The sequence below is a fragment of the Microcosmobacter mediterraneus genome (assembly GCF_031846265.1).
Lineage (GTDB): Bacteria > Bacteroidota > Bacteroidia > Flavobacteriales > Flavobacteriaceae > Microcosmobacter > Microcosmobacter mediterraneus.
Map to the genome: position 1 here is coordinate 547,081 of NZ_JAVRIA010000001.1, position 18,174 is coordinate 565,254.

The 18,174-nt window shown below is 31.8% G+C and carries 20 protein-coding genes; 10 read left to right on the forward strand and 10 right to left on the reverse strand.

Annotated features, from left to right (window positions below; genetic code table 11):
• Positions 1-107: 107 nt before the first annotated feature.
• A complete protein-coding gene (locus RM697_RS02545; RefSeq protein WP_311426275.1) occupies positions 108-1,523 on the reverse strand; it encodes a trypsin-like peptidase domain-containing protein in 1,416 nt (471 codons plus the stop codon).
• 127 nt (positions 1,524-1,650) lie between these two features.
• On the opposite strand from RM697_RS02545, the gene dapF reads away from it, so the two are divergent.
• The 5 genes from dapF to RM697_RS02570 all read left to right on the forward strand — a co-directional run bounded on the left by dapF (position 1,651) and on the right by RM697_RS02570 (position 5,679).
• Entirely contained in the window at positions 1,651-2,427 is a 777-nt protein-coding gene (gene dapF / locus RM697_RS02550; RefSeq protein WP_311426276.1) for a diaminopimelate epimerase, read from the forward strand.
• On the forward strand, positions 2,424-2,948 hold the full coding sequence (locus RM697_RS02555; protein ID WP_311426277.1) for a GNAT family N-acetyltransferase: 525 nt from the start codon (positions 2,424-2,426) through the stop codon (positions 2,946-2,948). The genes dapF and RM697_RS02555 overlap by 4 nt, the downstream gene beginning before the upstream one ends.
• On the forward strand, positions 2,948-3,994 hold the full coding sequence (mltG, locus tag RM697_RS02560; protein WP_311426278.1) for an endolytic transglycosylase MltG: 1,047 nt from the start codon (positions 2,948-2,950) through the stop codon (positions 3,992-3,994). The genes RM697_RS02555 and mltG overlap by 1 nt, the downstream gene beginning before the upstream one ends.
• Positions 3,994-4,905 (forward strand): DUF2279 domain-containing protein, encoded by a 912-nt coding sequence (locus tag RM697_RS02565; protein WP_311426279.1) that lies wholly within the window; start codon positions 3,994-3,996, stop codon positions 4,903-4,905. The genes mltG and RM697_RS02565 overlap by 1 nt, the downstream gene beginning before the upstream one ends.
• 114 nt (positions 4,906-5,019) lie before the next feature.
• On the forward strand, positions 5,020-5,679 hold the full coding sequence (locus tag RM697_RS02570) for a peptidoglycan-binding protein LysM (RefSeq protein WP_432277875.1): 660 nt from the start codon (positions 5,020-5,022) through the stop codon (positions 5,677-5,679).
• Positions 5,680-5,683: 4 nt separating this feature from the next.
• On the opposite strand, the gene RM697_RS02575 is transcribed toward RM697_RS02570, so the two are convergent.
• The 4 genes from RM697_RS02575 to dnaA form a co-directional block, all read right to left on the reverse strand.
• Positions 5,684-6,400 carry an SAM-dependent methyltransferase gene (locus tag RM697_RS02575; protein ID WP_311426280.1) on the reverse strand — a complete coding sequence of 239 codons (717 nt, stop codon included), beginning with the start codon at positions 6,398-6,400 and terminating at the stop codon, positions 5,684-5,686.
• A complete protein-coding gene (locus RM697_RS02580) occupies positions 6,400-7,806 on the reverse strand; it encodes a PQQ-dependent sugar dehydrogenase (protein WP_311426281.1) in 1,407 nt (468 codons plus the stop codon). Before RM697_RS02580 ends, RM697_RS02575 begins: the two co-directional genes overlap by 1 nt.
• A 72-nt stretch (positions 7,807-7,878) precedes the next feature.
• Positions 7,879-8,337, reverse strand: a complete 459-nt coding sequence (locus tag RM697_RS02585; protein ID WP_311426282.1) for a low molecular weight protein-tyrosine-phosphatase — start codon at positions 8,335-8,337, stop codon at positions 7,879-7,881.
• A 12-nt stretch (positions 8,338-8,349) separates the two neighbouring features.
• Positions 8,350-9,777, reverse strand: a complete 1,428-nt coding sequence (gene dnaA / locus RM697_RS02590; RefSeq protein WP_311426283.1) for a chromosomal replication initiator protein DnaA — start codon at positions 9,775-9,777, stop codon at positions 8,350-8,352.
• A 188-nt stretch (positions 9,778-9,965) separates the two neighbouring features.
• On the opposite strand from dnaA, the gene RM697_RS02595 reads away from it, so the two are divergent.
• The gene (locus tag RM697_RS02595; RefSeq protein ID WP_311426470.1) at positions 9,966-10,376 is read left to right on the forward strand and encodes an acyl-CoA thioesterase; all 411 of its coding nucleotides are present in this window, start codon (positions 9,966-9,968) and stop codon (positions 10,374-10,376) included.
• On the opposite strand, the gene RM697_RS02600 is transcribed toward RM697_RS02595, so the two are convergent.
• From RM697_RS02600 to RM697_RS02620, 5 genes are read right to left on the reverse strand one after another with little or no spacing between them, the layout of a single operon-like run.
• Entirely contained in the window at positions 10,373-10,981 is a 609-nt protein-coding gene (locus tag RM697_RS02600) for an IMPACT family protein (protein WP_311426284.1), read from the reverse strand. The two genes, RM697_RS02595 and RM697_RS02600, sit on opposite strands and share 4 nt — an antisense overlap.
• On the reverse strand, positions 10,978-11,844 hold the full coding sequence (locus RM697_RS02605) for an EamA/RhaT family transporter (protein WP_311426285.1): 867 nt from the start codon (positions 11,842-11,844) through the stop codon (positions 10,978-10,980). The genes RM697_RS02600 and RM697_RS02605 overlap by 4 nt, the downstream gene beginning before the upstream one ends.
• Positions 11,841-12,452, reverse strand: coding sequence for an HAD-IA family hydrolase (locus tag RM697_RS02610; protein WP_311426286.1), 612 nt, complete (start codon positions 12,450-12,452; stop codon positions 11,841-11,843). Before RM697_RS02610 ends, RM697_RS02605 begins: the two co-directional genes overlap by 4 nt.
• Entirely contained in the window at positions 12,445-13,551 is a 1,107-nt protein-coding gene (ribD, locus tag RM697_RS02615) for a bifunctional diaminohydroxyphosphoribosylaminopyrimidine deaminase/5-amino-6-(5-phosphoribosylamino)uracil reductase RibD (RefSeq protein ID WP_311426287.1), read from the reverse strand. Before ribD ends, RM697_RS02610 begins: the two co-directional genes overlap by 8 nt.
• Entirely contained in the window at positions 13,552-14,007 is a 456-nt protein-coding gene (locus RM697_RS02620) for an LEA type 2 family protein (protein ID WP_311426288.1), read from the reverse strand.
• A gap of 85 nt (positions 14,008-14,092) precedes the next feature.
• Between RM697_RS02620 and RM697_RS02625 the strand changes: the two genes are divergently transcribed.
• From RM697_RS02625 to ligA, 4 genes are read left to right on the forward strand one after another with little or no spacing between them, the layout of a single operon-like run.
• On the forward strand, positions 14,093-14,584 hold the full coding sequence (locus RM697_RS02625) for a GNAT family N-acetyltransferase (protein ID WP_311426289.1): 492 nt from the start codon (positions 14,093-14,095) through the stop codon (positions 14,582-14,584).
• Positions 14,581-15,453, forward strand: coding sequence for a peptide chain release factor N(5)-glutamine methyltransferase (prmC, locus tag RM697_RS02630; RefSeq protein WP_311426290.1), 873 nt, complete (start codon positions 14,581-14,583; stop codon positions 15,451-15,453). Before RM697_RS02625 ends, prmC begins: the two co-directional genes overlap by 4 nt.
• The gene (locus RM697_RS02635; RefSeq protein ID WP_311426291.1) at positions 15,450-16,031 is read left to right on the forward strand and encodes an LOG family protein; all 582 of its coding nucleotides are present in this window, start codon (positions 15,450-15,452) and stop codon (positions 16,029-16,031) included. Before prmC ends, RM697_RS02635 begins: the two co-directional genes overlap by 4 nt.
• Complete coding sequence (gene ligA, locus RM697_RS02640; RefSeq protein ID WP_311426292.1) at positions 16,032-18,023, forward strand: NAD-dependent DNA ligase LigA; 1,992 nt, start codon at positions 16,032-16,034, stop codon at positions 18,021-18,023.
• Positions 18,024-18,174 lie beyond the last annotated feature (151 nt).

Consider the following 18,174-nt stretch of genomic DNA (forward strand, 5'->3'; position numbering starts at 1 on the left):
CGCAAAAATACTATATTTCAATCGTTTTCGTAATAATTTTTTGAAAAAATAAAAACCCTTCAAAATTACTCTTGAAGGGTTAGATTTTATATTGAATTTAATTGCTTTTATCTAAAGTAAAAGCGGTCTTTTTCTCCCTTAATATTCATAATTTCAAGAGTTAAAGGTTCATAATCTGATCTAGAGTCAATAATTCGTTTAACATCATCAATAGAACTTACTTTTTCTTCATTAATGGATAAGATAATTGAGCCTTCTTCAACATTATTATTCTTCCAGTATTCACTAAGACGTTTATTATCTGTTAGATTACTAATCTTAACACCATACTCTAAATCATATCGTTTTAAATCTTTTTTTGTAGCAGGTTTAACCAAACCAACCATTGGTACAACTTGAGTCTCGTTTTTAATGAGTTTAACTGGGACAATTTTTGTATCACCATCTCTAAGAAGTGTAACATCAACGATATCGTTTGGCTGCTTCGTTTTTAGGTAACCACTTAAATCTGAAAATTTATTAATTTCAATTTGATCTAGTTTTTTAATGATATCTCCACTTTTAATACCAGCTTTTTCTGCACCAGAGTCACTCTCTATTCCACTTACATAAAAGCCCTCGGTTTCGTCTGTATTTAATTCTTCAGCTACTTTACCATTAAGAGCACCACCACGAATGCCTAACACTACATTTTGAACACTACCAAACTCCATAATATCGTAAACAATTTTTCTGGCAATATTGCTTGGTACTGCAAAAGAATATCCAACGTAAGACCCTGTTTGAGAAGTTATCGCAGTATTAATACCAATTAAATCACCATTGGTATTAACTAAAGCTCCACCAGAGTTTCCTGGATTAACTGCAGCATCTGTTTGTATAAATGATTGTTCTGATTTGCCAGATAAATCTCTAGATTTTGCACTAATAATTCCTGCTGTAACTGTAGAGGTAAGGTTAAATGGGTTACCTACTGCTAAAACCCATTCGCCAATTTTTGCTTGATCAGAGTCACCAAATGTTAAAAATGGTAATGCCTCATCAGGTTCTATTTTTAATAATGCAATGTCTGTTTTTGGATCTGTACCTACTAATTCTGCAGTATATGTTTTGTTGTTATTTAAAGTAATACTAATATCTCTGGCTCCTGCAATAACGTGGTTGTTAGTAACAATATAACCTTGTGCATCAATGATAACACCACTTCCTGTACCAACTTGAGCGCGTTGAGACGATCTACCAAAGAAAAAATCTTCAAATGAATTCTGTCCACTAACAATAGCTGTATTTTTAACATGTACAACAGCATCTAGAGTTTTATCTGCTGCATCAACAAAACTTGGTGTATTAACATTACTATTAATACTTCTATTGTTTGTATTGTTTACAGGAACTACAAATTGTGGTTTATCTTCAGACTTAACTGCCAAATCCGATTCTTTTTCGAAATAAAGTTTGTAAGATCCAAGTGTAATTAGTCCACCTAATGCTGAAACTAATACCAATGTCAAAATCTTCTTCATAATTTTTTAGTTTTTAGGTTTATAAATCAACGTTTAAAATTAATTGATTATTGAATTTGTAATTCAACTTTAACGACTATTTAACAGCATATCGTGATATCATAATTCTTATATTTGCGATTCACTTATGGCACAAACGTTTTATAAATATCAAGGAACTGGCAATGATTTTATCATCATTGATAATCGTCTGTTAAAATTCGACAAAAATAATACCAAACACATTACAGGATTATGTGATAGACGTTTTGGCATAGGAGCTGATGGTTTGATACTACTCGAGAATCATGATGAGTTAGATTTTAAAATGATTTATTTTAATGCTGATGGTAACGAAAGTTCCATGTGTGGTAATGGTGGTCGTTGTATAACTGCCTTTGCAAAACAACTTGGTATTATTGAAAAGACGACAAGCTTTGAAGCTATTGATGGCATACACGATGCCGTAATTGAAGACGATATGGTGAGTTTGCAAATGCAAAATGTAGCAAATGTTTTGGTTACTAAAGGCGGACTTTTTTTAGATACAGGATCGCCTCACCATGTGCAAATAGAGCATAGAGTTGATCATCTAAACGTAGATAAATTAGGAGCAGAGATTCGTTTTAGTGGTTTATATGGTGAAGCTGGTAGTAATGTTAATTTTGTAGAACAATTAGATGACACTACATTTAAAATGAGAACCTATGAGCGTGGTGTTGAGGCCGAAACTTTATCCTGTGGAACAGGAGTTACTGCTGCAGCTATTGCGATGTATCATTCTAATAAGAGTTCTGAAGAAAATATTACTATTAAAACTAAAGGCGGAAATTTAAACGTTAGCTTTAAAAAAACTGATAACGGTTTTGAAAATATTTGGTTAACAGGTAAAGCTACGTTTGTGTTCAAAGGAGAATTATCTTGAAAACATTACAAGGAAAATATATTGGTCTAAGAGCATTAGAGCCAGAAGATTTGGAGTTTTTATATCAGATAGAAAATGATGAATCTATTTGGGAACTCAGCAATACACAAACACCGTATTCTAAATTTTTATTAGAACAATATTTAGAAAACGCACACAAAGATATTTTTGAAGCTAAACAGTTACGATTAGTAATAACCTCTCTAGAGCATAAGACTTTTGGGTTAGTTGATATTTTTGATTTCGACCCAAAAAACAAACGAGCTGGTATAGGTATATTAATTTCTAATCCAGAAGATAGAGATAAAGGTTATGGATCTGAAGCGTTATCATTAGTCATTAAGTATTGCTTTAAGCATTTATTTTTACATCAATTGTATGCCAACATTGATGAACATAATGTAAAGAGTTTAAAACTTTTTGAAACTCAAGGATTCAAAAAAATTGGACTCAAGGAAGATTGGAATTTTAATGGAATATCTTTCAGTAACGAATACATATTACAATTAATAACTAACTAATGTATATAAAGAAAATACTTTTAGGTGTTATACTAATAGGCTTATGCATAGCAGGCTATTTTGCTTATTTTGTTTATAGCGCAATGTTAGCTCCAAACACAGCTTTTGAATCGGATAAGGAATATATTTTCATTTCATCTAACGCCAGCTATGATGATGTTAGAGCAATACTTGAACCTCTTTTAGAAGATATCGATGGTTTTGATGCTTTAGCCAAACGTAAAGAATATGTTCATAACATCAGGGCTGGTAGATATGCTATTGAAAAAGGAATGACTAATAATGATATTATTAATACAATTCGTAGTAAAAACCTTCCTGTAAAAGTATCGTTTAACAATCAAACCAACATTGAAAATCTAGCAGGACGAATTTCAAAACAAATAGAAGCAGATAGTGCATCATTAGTTGCAGTTATGCATGATGAAGTCTTCTTAAAAGCTAATGATTTAGAGAAATTAAGAGCGTTACAGATATATATTCCAAATAGTTATGAATTCTTCTGGAACACTTCTGCAGAAGAATTTAGAGGTAAAATGCTCAAGGAATACAATAAATTTTGGAATACTGCATCCAGATCTAAAAAAGCAGAGGCATTAGAAATGTCTAAAAAGGATGTTATGACATTGGCTTCTATAGTATATGAAGAATCTAAACAAAAAGAAGAGCAACCTAGAGTTGCTGGTGTTTATATTAATAGATTAAAAATAGGTATGCCACTTCAGGCTGATCCTACTCTAAAGTTTGCAGCTTATCAGTTACCAAAGTATAAGAATACAATTATTAAGCGTGTTCTTAATGTTCATAAAGAGATAAATTCACCTTATAATACATACAAAAACGCTGGTTTACCTCCAGGATTAATTACTATGCCAGATATTTCAGCCATAGATGCAGTACTTAATTACGAAAAGCATAAATATCTATACTTTGCTGCAGATGCGCAACGATTAGGATATCATAAATTTGCAAAATCACTTGCTCAGCATAATATTAATGCCAGAGCATATCAACGTTACTTAACATCTCAAGGAATCAATAGATAATGTATTACTTAAAGGCCATTTCTATTTGTATATGTGTCTTGTGCAGTTTAAACGGATTTAGTCAATCTAAGTTTGATAAATTTTTAAAACCTAGTGATTCTTTAAATACTAATAGAAAACGTGCAGTTATTATTTCAGAAATTTCAATTGTAACAGCAACGCTTATTGGTTTAGATAGATTGTGGTATAAAGATTTTCAACGTTCTAGTTTTAAAACAGCTAATGATAATGATGAATGGTTACAAGTGGATAAAATTGGTCATTCGTTCTCATCATATCATTTAACACGTCTTGGCGCAGAAACTATGGCTTGGAGTGGTGCTAATAAGAAAGCACAGTTAATTAATGGTGCTGCTTTATCTCTCGGATTTTTAACCACAGTTGAAATTTTTGATGGATTTTCGGAAGAATGGGGATTTTCTTGGGGAGATATGGCTGCTAATTTTGGCGGAACAGGTTTATATGTTGGTCAGGAATTGTTATGGCAAGAGCAGCGTATTAGTTTAAAGTATTCGTTCCATAGAACAAGTTTTGCAAATCAAAACCCAGATAAGCTTGGTAGTGGACTATTAGAAGAAGCCTTAAAAGATTATAATGGACAAACGTATTGGTTAAGTGGAAATTTATATTCTTTTTTTAAGGAGAGTAAATTACCAAAATGGCTTAATTTAGCTATTGGATATGGAGGAGAAGGTATGCTTTCAGCTCGTGAAAATACGTCAATTTTATTTCCAAATCAGCAGCATACTCGACAATTCTACCTTAGTTTAGATGTTGATTTGACTAAAATACCAACAAAATCAAGGGTTTTGAGTACTATATTCTCTATAGTGAATACAGTTAAAATACCAGCGCCAACACTTGAAATTAGTGGTAAAAGAGGTATTGCATTTCATCTATTGTACTTCTAAATCAAACACTTTATCGATTTATTTTGACGTTTATAAGAATAGTTGTAGTTTTGCACGCTGAAAAATTGTAAAGCTTTTGGGGAAAATATTTGCTTTACCTTAAAATAGGCAGTTATGATTAAACAAAAATTTAATTATTACGCAATCCCTCTTGCAATTTGTACCTTGCTAGTATTAGCATTGTATCCAGATTCTAAAGTAGATATGACAAAATATTCTACGGATGGATTAGAGCTTAACTTCACAGTTTCAAAAGATTTAGCTTCCGCTGACATCGAAACTAAGAAAGATGATTTTAATGAATATGCACCAGTTCTAGGTAATTCTTTTACAGGCTTTAAAGAAGCTTTGGCATTTAAAGAATCTAGAGGTAATTATTTTACTGTAAATACATTAGGTTATTTAGGGAAATATCAATTTGGAGCGGAAACGCTTAAAATGATAGGTGTTTACAATCCTCAAGTATTTTTACAATCTCCAAAATTACAGGAGAAAGCTTTTTTAGCTAACACTTCTAGAAATAAATGGATTCTTAGAAAGGATATTAAACGATTTGTTGGAAAACAAATTGCTGGTGTGAAAATTACAGAATCAGGTATTTTAGCTGCTGCACATTTAGCAGGACCAGGTAGTGTAAAAAAGTTTTTGAGAAGCTATGGTAAAACTAATTTTTCTGATGCTTACGGAACAACGATTCGTTACTACATGAAGAAGTTTTCAGGATATGATACCTCTTCAATAGAAGCGAATAAAAAAGCAAAAGCTAGAGTTTAATTAACTAGTCTTTTTGAATGATAAATATAGTAGGCCTCTTATGGAGGTCTACTTTTGTTTTTTGCCAATCTGATACAGTCTGAGTATTTATATATTCTGTTGGCAAAGTTAGATCACAAGCAACACATACTCTTGTGCTAGGATGAAGATGCTTTGATAGTTCGTCTAACATTTTATTATTTCTGTAAGGAGTCTCTATAAATATTTGTGCATGTTGTAAATCAAAAGATTGCTTTTCTAATTGTTTGATTTTACGTTTTCTTTCTGTGTTATCAATTGGTAGATAACCATTAAAAGTAAAGCCTTGCCCATTCATACCTGATGCCATAAGTGCTAAGAGTAGAGAAGAAGGACCAACTAAAGGAATCACCCTAATACCTTCTTTATGAGCTATGTCAACAATATCAGAACCAGGATCTGCAATTGCAGGACAACCAGCTTCAGACAATAAACCAACATCTTTACCTTGTTTACAGTCTTCTAAAAAAGTATACAGTTCTGAAGAATCCGTATACTTATTTAATAATTTGATCTTTAAAGACGGTTGAGATTTATTAGGAGTAACACGCTTTATAAAACGCCTAGCAGTTTTTTCATTCTCAACAATGTAATGATCTATACGTTCAATTATTTTTTTAATTGAAATAGGTAATACCTCAAGAGGAGGATTATCTCCTAAGCGCGTTGGAATTAAATAAAGCTTACCAATGCTATCTTGCATTAATTGATGATGAGTTTTTTACTAACAGAATTTCCGTTTGAGGCTTCAATTTCAGCAAAATAAACACCTTTTGCAATTGATTGAACATCTAAGGTGTAATTTTGTAGACCACTAACATTTATCTCTTTAACAAATTTACCTTGCAAATCGATAATTCTAATTATTGTTAGCTGTGTATTTTGAAACTCAAAATTAACAAAGGCATTTGAAGGGTTAGGATGTATAGAAATACTATTAAGATCATTTTCATCAATACTAAGAGCTGTATCAATAATTTTAAATATAGAACCAGATACTATACCTGCAACATATATCTCGCCATTACTATCCTCTCCAAAAGCTGTCCAACGATTGGTACCAGCTTGAGATAAAAATGTTCTATTCCAATTACCTCCATTTTCAGTTAAGTATCCAATCTCATCACTACAGTAATCGGCAAAGAAATAGAGACCTTGCATATTAGTAAACTCAGTTCCTCTGTAGCGATAACCTCCAGTTATGGAGCATTTAAAATCACCATCTCCAAAATGAGAGTATTGAGCCACAGGAAACGTTAATGTACCTGCCGAAGGACAACCACTTGTGTTAAAAGGATCGTTACCTTCATAGCAACGCCATCCATAATTTAGACCAACTGAGGTTTCAGAAAATGGTACTCTGTTCATTTCTTCAATATCGTATTGTCCAACATCTGCGATCCAAACATCATCATTTGCTCTATCGAAAGAGAATTTCCATGCATTTCTTATGCCATAAGCCCAAATTTCATCTAGAGCATTAGGATCTGAGACAAATGGATTATCATTAGGAATACCATAGTTATTACCGTTTTCAGCTGTATCTACATCGATACGTAAAATTTTACCTAAAAGCGTGTTAAGACGTTGTCCATTATTTTGCGGATCCTCAGCAGATCCTCCATCTCCGACCGAGATATATAAATAGCCATCTGGACCAAATGCCATATCACCTCCATTGTGATTGGCAAAAGGTTGATTTATAGTTAGTAGATTAACTTCAGAATTAGGATCAGCACTAGTTGGACTTAATCTTGAGAATCTAGAGACTACAGTATCTCCGCTAGAGTTTATATAATTAACATAAAAAAACCCATTTGTTGCGTAATTTGGATGAAATGCTAGACCAAGAAAGCCTCTCTCGTCACCAATACCACCAATAGCACCAACACGATCAGTGATCGTTAAAAAAGGAGCAGAATTTACAGTGCCATCAGAATTAACAATACTTATAGAGCCTTGCTGTTCTACTACAAATAAACGATCATCACCAGCATTTTTAATATTAACTGGTCTGACTAATCCGTTTGCAAAAGCTTCTAATTCAACAGTTTGAGCAAAATTATAGGAACAGAAAAGTCCTAACAAAAGTATAAGTAGTTTTTTCATAGCAGTTTAACTTAGGGTTTTGTTGTGTTTAAAAATACGAAAAAATAGGCTTAAATGTTAAAAATTATCAGATTAGGATGCTTTTAATTTCTTAGCAATGATCTGACAAGTAGAATTCAAGACATTATAAACATGATTGAAATCTGAACGATCACCATAATAAGGATCTGGAACATCTTTTAGTTGTAAATTAGGATTTTGGTCTAAAATTAAAGACACTTTTTTAAGGTCTTTGTCAGATTTTGCAAGATGAGATATATTGTTGTAATTGCTAGAGTCCATCACATATATATAATCAAAAGTATCAAAGTCTTTAGCATTAAACTGTCTAGCACTTTGATGACTGATATCTATGTTATGGTCCTTAGCAGTAGCTATAGATCTATAATCTGGCTGCTTTCCAATGTGGTAAGCTGCAGTTCCAGCAGAATCTACATAAAATAATTCTTTGGGTAGATAAGTTTCTAATATACCTTGTGCTAGAGGTGAACGGCATATATTACCTAAACACACCATTAGTATTTTAGTCATGTAATCTGTTATCTAAAGCGAAAGTTTCTTGGCAAGATCTTCTACATACTTTCTAAACTGTTTATCTGTAGAGGATAAGTTATCTACAGTTTTACAAGCATGGAGTACTGTAGCATGGTCTCTTTTTCCTATTTGCGAACCAATACTAGCTAATGAAGCTTTTGTATATTTTTTCGCAAAGAACATGGCTAGTTGACGCGCTTGAACAATATGACGTTTACGAGTTTTAGATTGCAGAGTGCTAACATCCATTTGAAAATAGTCTGAAACTACTTTTTGAATGTAATCTATTGAAACTTCACGTTTGGTATTCTTTACAAACTTCTCAACTATATCTTTAGCAAGAGATAACGTAATCTCTTTTCTGTTAAATGAAGATTGTGCAATTAAAGAGATAATAGCGCCTTCTAATTCTCTAACATTAGTTTTAATATTTTTAGCCACATATTCAATAATGTCTTCTGGCATTTCAACACCATCTCTGTAGAGTTTATTCTTTAGTATAGATACTCTAGTTTCAAAATCAGGTGTTTGTAATTCAGCAGAAAGTCCCCATTTAAAACGTGATAGTAATCGTTGTTCAATATCTTGCATATCAACAGGAGCCTTGTCGCTAGTTAAAATTACTTGTTTCCCATTTTGATGTAGATGATTAAATATATGGAAGAAAACATCTTGTGTTCCCGATTTACCAGAGAAAAACTGAACATCATCAATGATCAAGACATCAATGATTTGATAAAAATGAATAAAATCATTCCTGTTATTTTTCTTTACTGAGTCTATATATTGTTGGGTAAATTTTTCAGCTGAAATATAGAGTACAGTTTTTTCCGGATACTTATCTTTAATGTCAACTCCTATAGCATGTGCTAGATGCGTTTTTCCTAATCCAACACCACCAAATATTAATAATGGATTAAATGAGGTGCCTCCTGGTTTATTGGCTACTGCAATACCAGCATTTCTTGCTAATCGGTTAGAGTCACCTTCTAAGAAATTTTCGAAATTATAATTAGGATTAAGCTGAGACTCTATCTTAACATTTCTGATACCTGGAATAATAAAAGGATTTTTTAATTCTGGGCTTTTGTTATTTAATGGAATATCTACGTCTTGAGATTTTACGGCTGGTCTATTTGTACTCGGAATTTTCTCTGTAAAGGGTTGTTTATTACCATATGTATTTTCCATTTTAATAACGTAAACCAGCTTAGCATCTTCACCTAACTCTTTGGTTAGAGCTACTTTAAGGATTTTAACGTAATGTTCTTCTAACCACTCGTAGAAAAATTTACTAGGAACTTGTATACTTAATGCTTGATCAGTAAGCTTAACTGCTACAATTGGCTCAAACCATGTTTTGTAGGCTTGCGGTTGAATATTATCTTTTATAAATGACAGACAGTTATTCCATACCGATTGCGCAGTTACACTCATTCTTTTAGTTAATTATTGTTGTTAGTTAGTTTAGCAAAAAAAAAGAGAATTTAGCTTTTCTCTTGTCTTTTAATGCATAGCAAATATGTGAACAAAATTCTTAAAAAAAAAATCTATTTCTATTGAATTTTTAAAAATATTTTACCATGTTTAAAGCTTTCGAAAATACAAAATATTTTTCAAATACTATGGTTGGTAATTCTCACTCTTATGAAATTGAATTTAGAATACGTTATGGTGAAACCGACCAAATGGGAGTTGTTTATCATGGTAATTATGCGCAATATTTTGAAATGGGAAGAACAGAATGGCTAAGAAATTTAGGTATTACTTACAAGGCTATGGAGGATAATGGAATTATGCTTCCTGTTATTTCTTTGCAGATAAACTACAAAAAATCTGCATGTTATGACGACTTAGTTAAAGTGATTACTACTTTAAAAAAAACACCAACAGCATCTATTGAGTTTGATTATAAATTAGTAAATGAGAAAAATGAAATTCTAGCTTTGGGAAATACCGTTTTAGCATTTATTGACATGAGTAAGAATAGACCTACGAGATGTCCACAATACATTTTAGATAAACTGCATAATTAATCGTTCATCTTCATTACTTCTAAACCATAAATTGACGAAATCTGATTAAAAACAGATTCAAAATCTCGTTTTCTTACGGCTAAAATTATTTTACAGCTTAATTCTAAATCTTGTTTTACTATTTTTAATTGCTTTTCTTTAATGATTCTCATAACAGAATTCATTAATTTATATTCAAACTTAAGTTCTAATTCTTCTAAAATTAATTGCTCTTTAATATCAGAATGCTGTAATGCTAATTGCGCAGCTGTTTTATAGGCATTAATGAGTCCTCCTACACCAAGTTTAACACCACCAAAATAGCGTACTACCACAATAAGCACATTGGTAACATCAAAAGATTGGATTTGACCATAAATTGGCATTCCTGCACTGTTATTGGGTTCTCCATCATCATTAACTCTGTAGTTAATAGTATCTGTACCAATTTGGTAAGCATAGCACCAATGTCTTGCAGAGTTGTGGAGCTTCTTTAAGGTTTCAATATTAGTTTTTATATCTTCCTCACTTTTAACAGGAAATGCATAACCAAAGAATTTACTGTTTCTGTCTTTAAACAATATTTCTTGAGAAGGTACTGATATCGTTTTATAAGTGTCTTTCAAATGGCTAGCGTTACTAAAATTATAGATACAAGAGCTAAGCAAATACCAACCCAATTGGTTTTAGAAATGGCTTCTTTAAATACTAATAAACCAATTAAAGTAGATATAGCAACAATAGCCACATTATTAATGGTAAATAATGTAGAACTTTCTAAGTCTTTATAATTTAAGGCCAATAATAGATAATACATGGAGCAGTAGTTTACAATACCTAAAATGATTCCGCCAATAATACTTAAAGGTGTAAATCTGAGTGTTCCATTTAATTTTTGTATAGCTAAAAGTACTAAACCTATAATAAAACCAACACCAAAAATTGTTGCTGTAAACATTGGGATTCCACCTTCTTTAACATAAGTAGTCTCTATATATTTTACTGATGTATCTATGATACCAGAACCAAAAAACAGAATAACAGGTAACCATAGATTAGTTTTTAAGTTTGCTTTAGTTTCTTTTTTAACTGAGGTAAGATAGACTGCTATTAAGGCAATGATGATACCTAATAACTTTTGAAATCCAATAGATTCATTATAAACATAGATGCCAAATACTACTGGGATAATAACACTCATTTTACTGGCAACAGATGATACAGATAATCCGTTGCGTTGTGCAGTTAGTGCCATAACATTAAAAATAGAAATGAATAGAAACCCAAGCAAAATTGCTCCTGTAAACCATTCTGCTTCAATTACATCGTTTATACTAAACTTTACATCTGTTGCAATTAAACCCACGAAACAGGCTGTTATGTAATTTACAACAATAGCTTGTAGTGTATTGATTTTAAATTTCCCAAGTAATTTAAAAATTACAAAGATGAGTGTCGATGCTGTTATGCTGAGTAATAAATAAATCAAAACAAATCTGATTTTATTGTAAATAAATCTATGACATCCTCTGAAGTTTCATCTATATTCCAAACATTTAGTCCTAGTTCTTTTGCAGCATTAGTATTTTCGATAGTATCATCAATAAATAAGCAGTTATTAGGATTAAGTGAATGCTGTTCAAAAACATACTGAAAGATATTTTTATTAGGTTTTCGCATTCCAATTTTGTGCGATAAATAAAAGGCATTAAAAAGCGATTTGAACTCATTGTAAAATGATACATGCTTTTTAATATAATCTATATGCAAACTATTGGTGTTACTTAGCAATATTAAATTATAGTTTCCAATATTTTTTAGTGCTTTTAACCATTCTACTCTGTGATAAGGAAAGTCTTTAAGTATGAAGTTCCAAGCCTCGATAATGGTGTTTTCTGTGTGTTGAGGAAAATTAACTTTATAAAATTCTAAAAAGATATCTGTAGTAATAAACCCTTGTTCATAGTCCATATTGATTTTGAGCATGTCTTCAGAAAAGGTTTTTATATTAAACAGCTTTAAGGCATTATCAATAGCACCTTGCTTATCTAAGTTGATAAAGACATCACCAAAATCAAAAATTAGCGTTTTAATCATTGGAGTATATTGTTAATACGTCATCTTTAATAAGCACTTGGTTTTTAATTTTCTTAGATATTACAGGTGCTTTTACTCCACCATCAAACAAAGTTGGACCTTTAAAAATTCTGGCTTCATCCCAAAGGTTTTCTTCAATAAAGGTTTGAAGTGTTTTTGCACCACCTTCAATAATAATAGATTGTATTTTATATTTATACAGTGTTTCAGAAATTTGATGAGCAATTGTCTTTTCTTTCGAGTAATCAATAAACGATACCATATTACTATTAAATTTAGAATCATTAATATCTTGAGGAGGATGTATCGTCCATTGATTTGAATTATCGCTTTTCTGACTATTATTACTTATATCTGTTATCGTAATACAGTCATCAGGATTTTTGAATATAGATACAAACTTAGGTAGCTTAAGTTCTCTATCTAAGACAACTTTTATAGGATTACTTCCTTTCCAATCTCTTGCAGTTAGACTTGGGTTATCCTCAAGTACAGTATTTGTGCCAACAAGGATAGCATGTTCCTCTGTTCGCCATTTATGTACTAGTTGTCTAGAAATAGTATTAGTTATCCAAACTGGTCGTTGTTCTTTTTTTTGTTTTGGAGCTAAGTAACCATCAGAGGTTTCAGCCCATTTTAAAATAATATATGGTCTTTTTTTATTATGAAATGTGAAAAAACGTCTATGGTGTGTTTTACATTGTTCTTCTAAAATTCCGATTGTAACATTACATCCAGCTTTTTTAAGTTTTGCAATACCTTTTCCGTTGACCTCAGGATTATCATCTAAGCAACCAATAACGACCTCAGGAATTTCATGTTTGATGATAATGTCTGAGCAAGGTGGAGTTTTTCCATGATGAGAGCAAGGCTCTAAAGTAACATAAAGTGTTGCGAGCTTTAAAAGCGATTTATCTTGGACAGAATTAATAGCATTAACCTCTGCATGAGGTCCTCCATAAGGACTTGTAAATCCTTCCCCAATAATGATGTTATTAGCAACAATAACACAACCAACAGAAGGGTTTGGTCGAGTTGTTCCTAAACCCAGTTTTGCGATTTCTAAGCAGCGTTTTATATAATACTCGTGAGACTGCAATTATAATTTAATCTTAATAGTTTCGGTTTTATCTATTTTATATTTATGAGAGAAACCAATAACCTTGTATTTAATATCGCCTTTATACTGCACTTTAAGCTTTTGTGTTAATAAGCTCCCTAAAAGACCAGCAATACTTTTGTTACTGATAATGCTGTCTGTTGGGATTTTAACTTCTAAAGGAATAGAAAAATGTTCTTTGGCTGGTACTTTAAATTCATCAGATAATAATGTTGCCATTTCTACATCATTAACGTAAACTTTGATGCTCTCTGTGCTTAATTTTCCACCAATATCATTTGGATTGTTAAAGGTAGCATCAGCAGTAATTTGAACAGTAATATTATTTGCATCACTAATTTTAATATTTTCTAAACCAATGAATTCTGGTTTTTCTTTTACAGAGCAATTGCTTAGAGTCAAAAAAGAAAAAATGACTAAAATTAATTTCTTCATAAGTGTTTAATAATTATGCTGAATTAGGTAGTTCATGAAACTCCCAAAACATGTATATTCACAATCGCAAAGCTAACCTATTTTTATGATTACAGATGCCATAATAATTAGAGAGATTGAAGCTAAGGATAACGCTTCCATTGAATCTGTTATAAGAGCGTGTTTTCCTGAGTTTAAGCTTCCTTTAGAAGGTACGGCTTATGCAGATTCTGAAACTCCAAAAATGTATGAAAGTTATCAGGCTAATAATGAAGTGTATTATGTTGTTGATTATAAAGGAGAGATTCTTGGAGGTGCTGGCATAAAACCATTACAGGATTTTGAAAGCCATGTTTGTGAGCTTCAAAAAATGTACTTTTCTCCTAAGGTTAGAGGTTTAGGTATTGGAAAAAGTATGTTTCAAAAATGTTTAGATAAAGCAAAACAACTAGGTTATAAGCAGTGTTACTTAGAATCTGCTTCACAACTAAAAGTAGCAATTCATATTTATGAGCAGTTCCAATTTAAACACCTAGAAGGTCCTTTGGGTAACACAGGTCATTTTTCTTGTGGTGTATGGATGATTAAAGATTTATGATACTAAAAATTTTAAAGCGCAATTGTATTGAAGCCTTAGTTGATCTCTATCCTAAAGAGGAATGTGAAGCATTTTTTTATCGATTAGCAGAGCATATTTTAAGTATGCAACGAACAGATATTGCGCTTAATGGTTATGTTGTAGTGAGCGGAAAAAAACAAGAAAAGTTTACCGAAGCCATAGAACGCTTAAAAACTTTTGAACCTATTCAATACATTATTGGTAGTACAGCGTTTTTTGGCTTAGAATTTAAAGTTAATACCAAAGTCTTAATACCACGTCCAGAAACAGAAGAATTAGTAGACTTCATTATTAAGGATTCGTCTGTAAGAGCAACTGAAAATCCTTTAAGAATTTTAGATATTGGTACAGGAAGTGGTTGTATTTCTATAGCTTTAGCAAAGCACTTAAGTAAAGTCAATGTATTTGCAGTAGATGTGTCTGAGGAAGCTTTAAATCTAGCTAAAACAAATGCGACATTGAATGACGTAGATGTTAGGTTTTTAAACGTTGATATTCTAAACGACTTCACTAGGGAAGATGATTTTAATGAATTAGAGTTTGATGTTATCGTTTCTAATCCACCTTACGTAAGAGAATCAGAAAAAGAATTGATGCAACCTAATGTGCTAAACTATGAGCCACACATAGCATTATTTGTTGAGAATAATGATCCTTTACTATTTTATAAAGCCATTATTGCATTTTCTCAACGTTTTCTTGCGGTTAAAGGCATATTATATTTCGAAATTAATGAAACTTTAGGTAAGGATATGGTTAAATTATTAAACGATAGTGGTTTTGGTGATATTGAATTAAAACTAGATATTTTTGGTAAAGACCGAATGATTAAAGCAATAAAGCAATGAAAAGTGTAGCTGTATTTTGTGGTAGTAGTTTAGGTAATAATGAAACTATTACAGATGACGCTTTTAGATTAGGTAAAACTCTAGCAGAACGCAATATTACGTTGGTTTATGGTGCTGCAAAAATCGGTATTATGGGAAGAGTAGCAGATGGTGTAATGCAGCATAACGGAAACTCCATAGGAGTAATTCCTCATTTTTTATCTACAAAAGAAATTGTTCATAATAATCTATCAGAACTAATACAAACCAAAACCATGCACGAGCGTAAGGTTATTATGTATCAAAAGTCAGAAGGTTTTATTATAATTCCAGGAGGTTTTGGAACTATGGATGAGTTTTTTGAGATTGCAACTTGGGGACAATTAGGATTACATACCAAACCGATAGGTATCTTAAATATAGATGGTTATTACGATGATTTAATAGAACAATGTAAAACTATGGTTAAAAAAGGATTTCTAAAACAAGATCATCTAGATGCTATACTTGTTGATAATTCAATAGCAGGTTTATTAGAAAAAATGAATAATTTTATACCATTACCCAAGCCAAAATGGTTAGACTTAGATCAAACTTAAATGAGTATTAAAGATAAATTACAATCCCTCAGAGACGAATTGCGTCTTCATAATTACAATTATTACGTTTTAGATAATCCTACCATAAGCGATTATGAATTTGATATAAAACTAAAAGAACTTCAAGCTTTAGAAGAACAACATCCAGAGTATTACGATCCAAGCTCACCAACCTTACGTGTTGGAGGAGAAGTCACTAAGAATTTTGAGACTGTAAAGCACAACTTTAGAATGTACTCTTTAGATAATTCATATTCTAAAGACGATTTAGAAGATTGGGAAAAACGTATTAAGAAAATGATTGATGGTAGTGTCCAATACACCTGTGAGTTAAAATACGATGGTGCTTCTATTAGTTTAACCTATGAAAACGGACGCTTATTACGAGCAATAACCAGAGGTGATGGTGTACAAGGCGATAATGTTACTGCGAATATCAAAACCATCAAATCGGTTCCTTTACAATTAAAAGGTGATTTTCCTGATCGGTTTGATATACGAGGCGAGATTGTTTTGCCTTTTGAAGGATTTAATAGAATGAATGAAAAACGATTAGCTGAAGGAGAAGAACCTTATAGAAATCCAAGAAATACGGCATCAGGGAGTTTAAAACTACAGGATAGTGCAGAGGTTGCTAAACGTCCTTTAGAGTGTTTGTTATATAACATGAAGGGTAATAATCTAGGTGTAAACACACAATTTGAAAGTTTAGAGAAAGCAAGAGCCCTAGGCTTTAAAGTTCCTGTAGCAGCAACACTAGCAAACTCAATTGATGAAGTTTTAGACTTTGTAAATTATTGGGATATAGAGCGTCATAATTTACCTTATGAAACTGATGGTGTTGTTATTAAGGTTAATAGTTTGTTTCTGCAAGAGGAATTAGGTTATACAGCTAAAGCACCTCGTTGGGCAATGGCTTATAAGTTTAAAGCAGAGCAGGTTTTTACTCGTTTAAACAGTATATCATATCAAGTTGGTAGAACAGGAGCTATTACACCAGTTGCAAATCTTGAGCCAGTGGAATTAGCAGGAACCACAGTTAAACGAGCCTCTTTGCATAATGCAGACCAGATTAAAAAGTTAGATGTTAGAATAAACGATACTGTTTTTGTTGAAAAAGGTGGTGAAATTATACCTAAGATTATTGCTGTAGATTTTAATAAACGCCCAATAGACGCTGAGACTACGGTTTATATAGATCATTGTCCTGAGTGTGAGACTGAACTCATTAGAGAAGAAGGTGATGCCAAGCATTATTGTCCAAATTACAATGGTTGCAAACCACAAATTGTAGGAAGAATACAGCATTTTATATCTAGAAAAGCAATGGATATCGATGGCTTAGGAGGAGAAACTGTAGCCTTGTTAGTTAATGAGAGTCTTATTTCAAATTATTCAGATTTATACGAATTAAAAAAGGAACAGGTGCTTCCTTTAGAACGAATGGCTGAAAAAAGTGCTGAAAATTTAATTGAAGGGATTAAAAAGTCTAAGTCTATTCCTTTTGAACGCGTATTGTTTGCCTTAGGTATTAGATATGTAGGTGAAACAGTTGCAAAAAAGTTAGCTAAGCATTATAAATCTATAGAAGCCTTAATGCAAGCTACACATAATGACCTTATTAATGTGGATGAAATAGGTGAGCGTATTGCAGAGAGTGTTATTGAGTTTTTTAAAGATGAAATCAATATAGCTACAGTAAAACGTTTAATGACTTATGGTTTACAATTTCAGTTATCCGAAGAGGACTTAGCCAATCAGACCAATATATTATCAGGATTAACTTTTGTGGTGTCTGGTGTTTTTGAAAAGATGTCACGAAACGAACTCAAAAAAACAATTGATGACAATGGAGGTAAAGTAGGCTCTTCTATCTCCTCTAAAACAAGTTATTTGGTTGCAGGTGATAAAATGGGACCTTCTAAGCGTACTAAAGCTGAAAAATTAGAAATTCCTATTATTACAGAACAAGACTTCTTAAATATGTTGTGATAAACAACACTATGCATTTCATCGATTTTAACATAACATTTTTGTTATTAATACATTACATGTTATTTTTGTCTTAATTCCCTCAAAAGCTTATTATTACTAATTAAAATCAATTACTCTATATTTTGAGTAAAAGTAATATTGTAAGAAT

Coding starts and splice junctions, on each gene's coding strand:
- RM697_RS02575 (WP_311426280.1), bottom strand. CDS start 6,400: ATGCAAGATAGCATTGGTAAGCTTTATTTAATTCCAACGCGCTTAGGA.
- RM697_RS02620 (WP_311426288.1), bottom strand. CDS start 14,007: ATGAAGAAATTAATTTTAGTCATTTTTTCTTTTTTGACTCTAAGCAAT.
- dnaA (WP_311426283.1), bottom strand. CDS start 9,777: ATGAGTGTAACTGCGCAATCGGTATGGAATAACTGTCTGTCATTTATA.
- RM697_RS02570 (WP_432277875.1), top strand. CDS start 5,020: ATGATTAAACAAAAATTTAATTATTACGCAATCCCTCTTGCAATTTGT.
- RM697_RS02545 (WP_311426275.1), bottom strand. CDS start 1,523: ATGAAGAAGATTTTGACATTGGTATTAGTTTCAGCATTAGGTGGACTA.
- RM697_RS02580 (WP_311426281.1), bottom strand. CDS start 7,806: ATGAAAAAACTACTTATACTTTTGTTAGGACTTTTCTGTTCCTATAAT.
- ligA (WP_311426292.1), top strand. CDS start 16,032: ATGAGTATTAAAGATAAATTACAATCCCTCAGAGACGAATTGCGTCTT.
- RM697_RS02625 (WP_311426289.1), top strand. CDS start 14,093: ATGATTACAGATGCCATAATAATTAGAGAGATTGAAGCTAAGGATAAC.
- RM697_RS02635 (WP_311426291.1), top strand. CDS start 15,450: ATGAAAAGTGTAGCTGTATTTTGTGGTAGTAGTTTAGGTAATAATGAA.
- mltG (WP_311426278.1), top strand. CDS start 2,948: ATGTATATAAAGAAAATACTTTTAGGTGTTATACTAATAGGCTTATGC.
- prmC (WP_311426290.1), top strand. CDS start 14,581: ATGATACTAAAAATTTTAAAGCGCAATTGTATTGAAGCCTTAGTTGAT.
- dapF (WP_311426276.1), top strand. CDS start 1,651: ATGGCACAAACGTTTTATAAATATCAAGGAACTGGCAATGATTTTATC.
- RM697_RS02585 (WP_311426282.1), bottom strand. CDS start 8,337: ATGACTAAAATACTAATGGTGTGTTTAGGTAATATATGCCGTTCACCT.
- RM697_RS02565 (WP_311426279.1), top strand. CDS start 3,994: ATGTATTACTTAAAGGCCATTTCTATTTGTATATGTGTCTTGTGCAGT.
- RM697_RS02610 (WP_311426286.1), bottom strand. CDS start 12,452: ATGATTAAAACGCTAATTTTTGATTTTGGTGATGTCTTTATCAACTTA.
- RM697_RS02595 (WP_311426470.1), top strand. CDS start 9,966: ATGGTTGGTAATTCTCACTCTTATGAAATTGAATTTAGAATACGTTAT.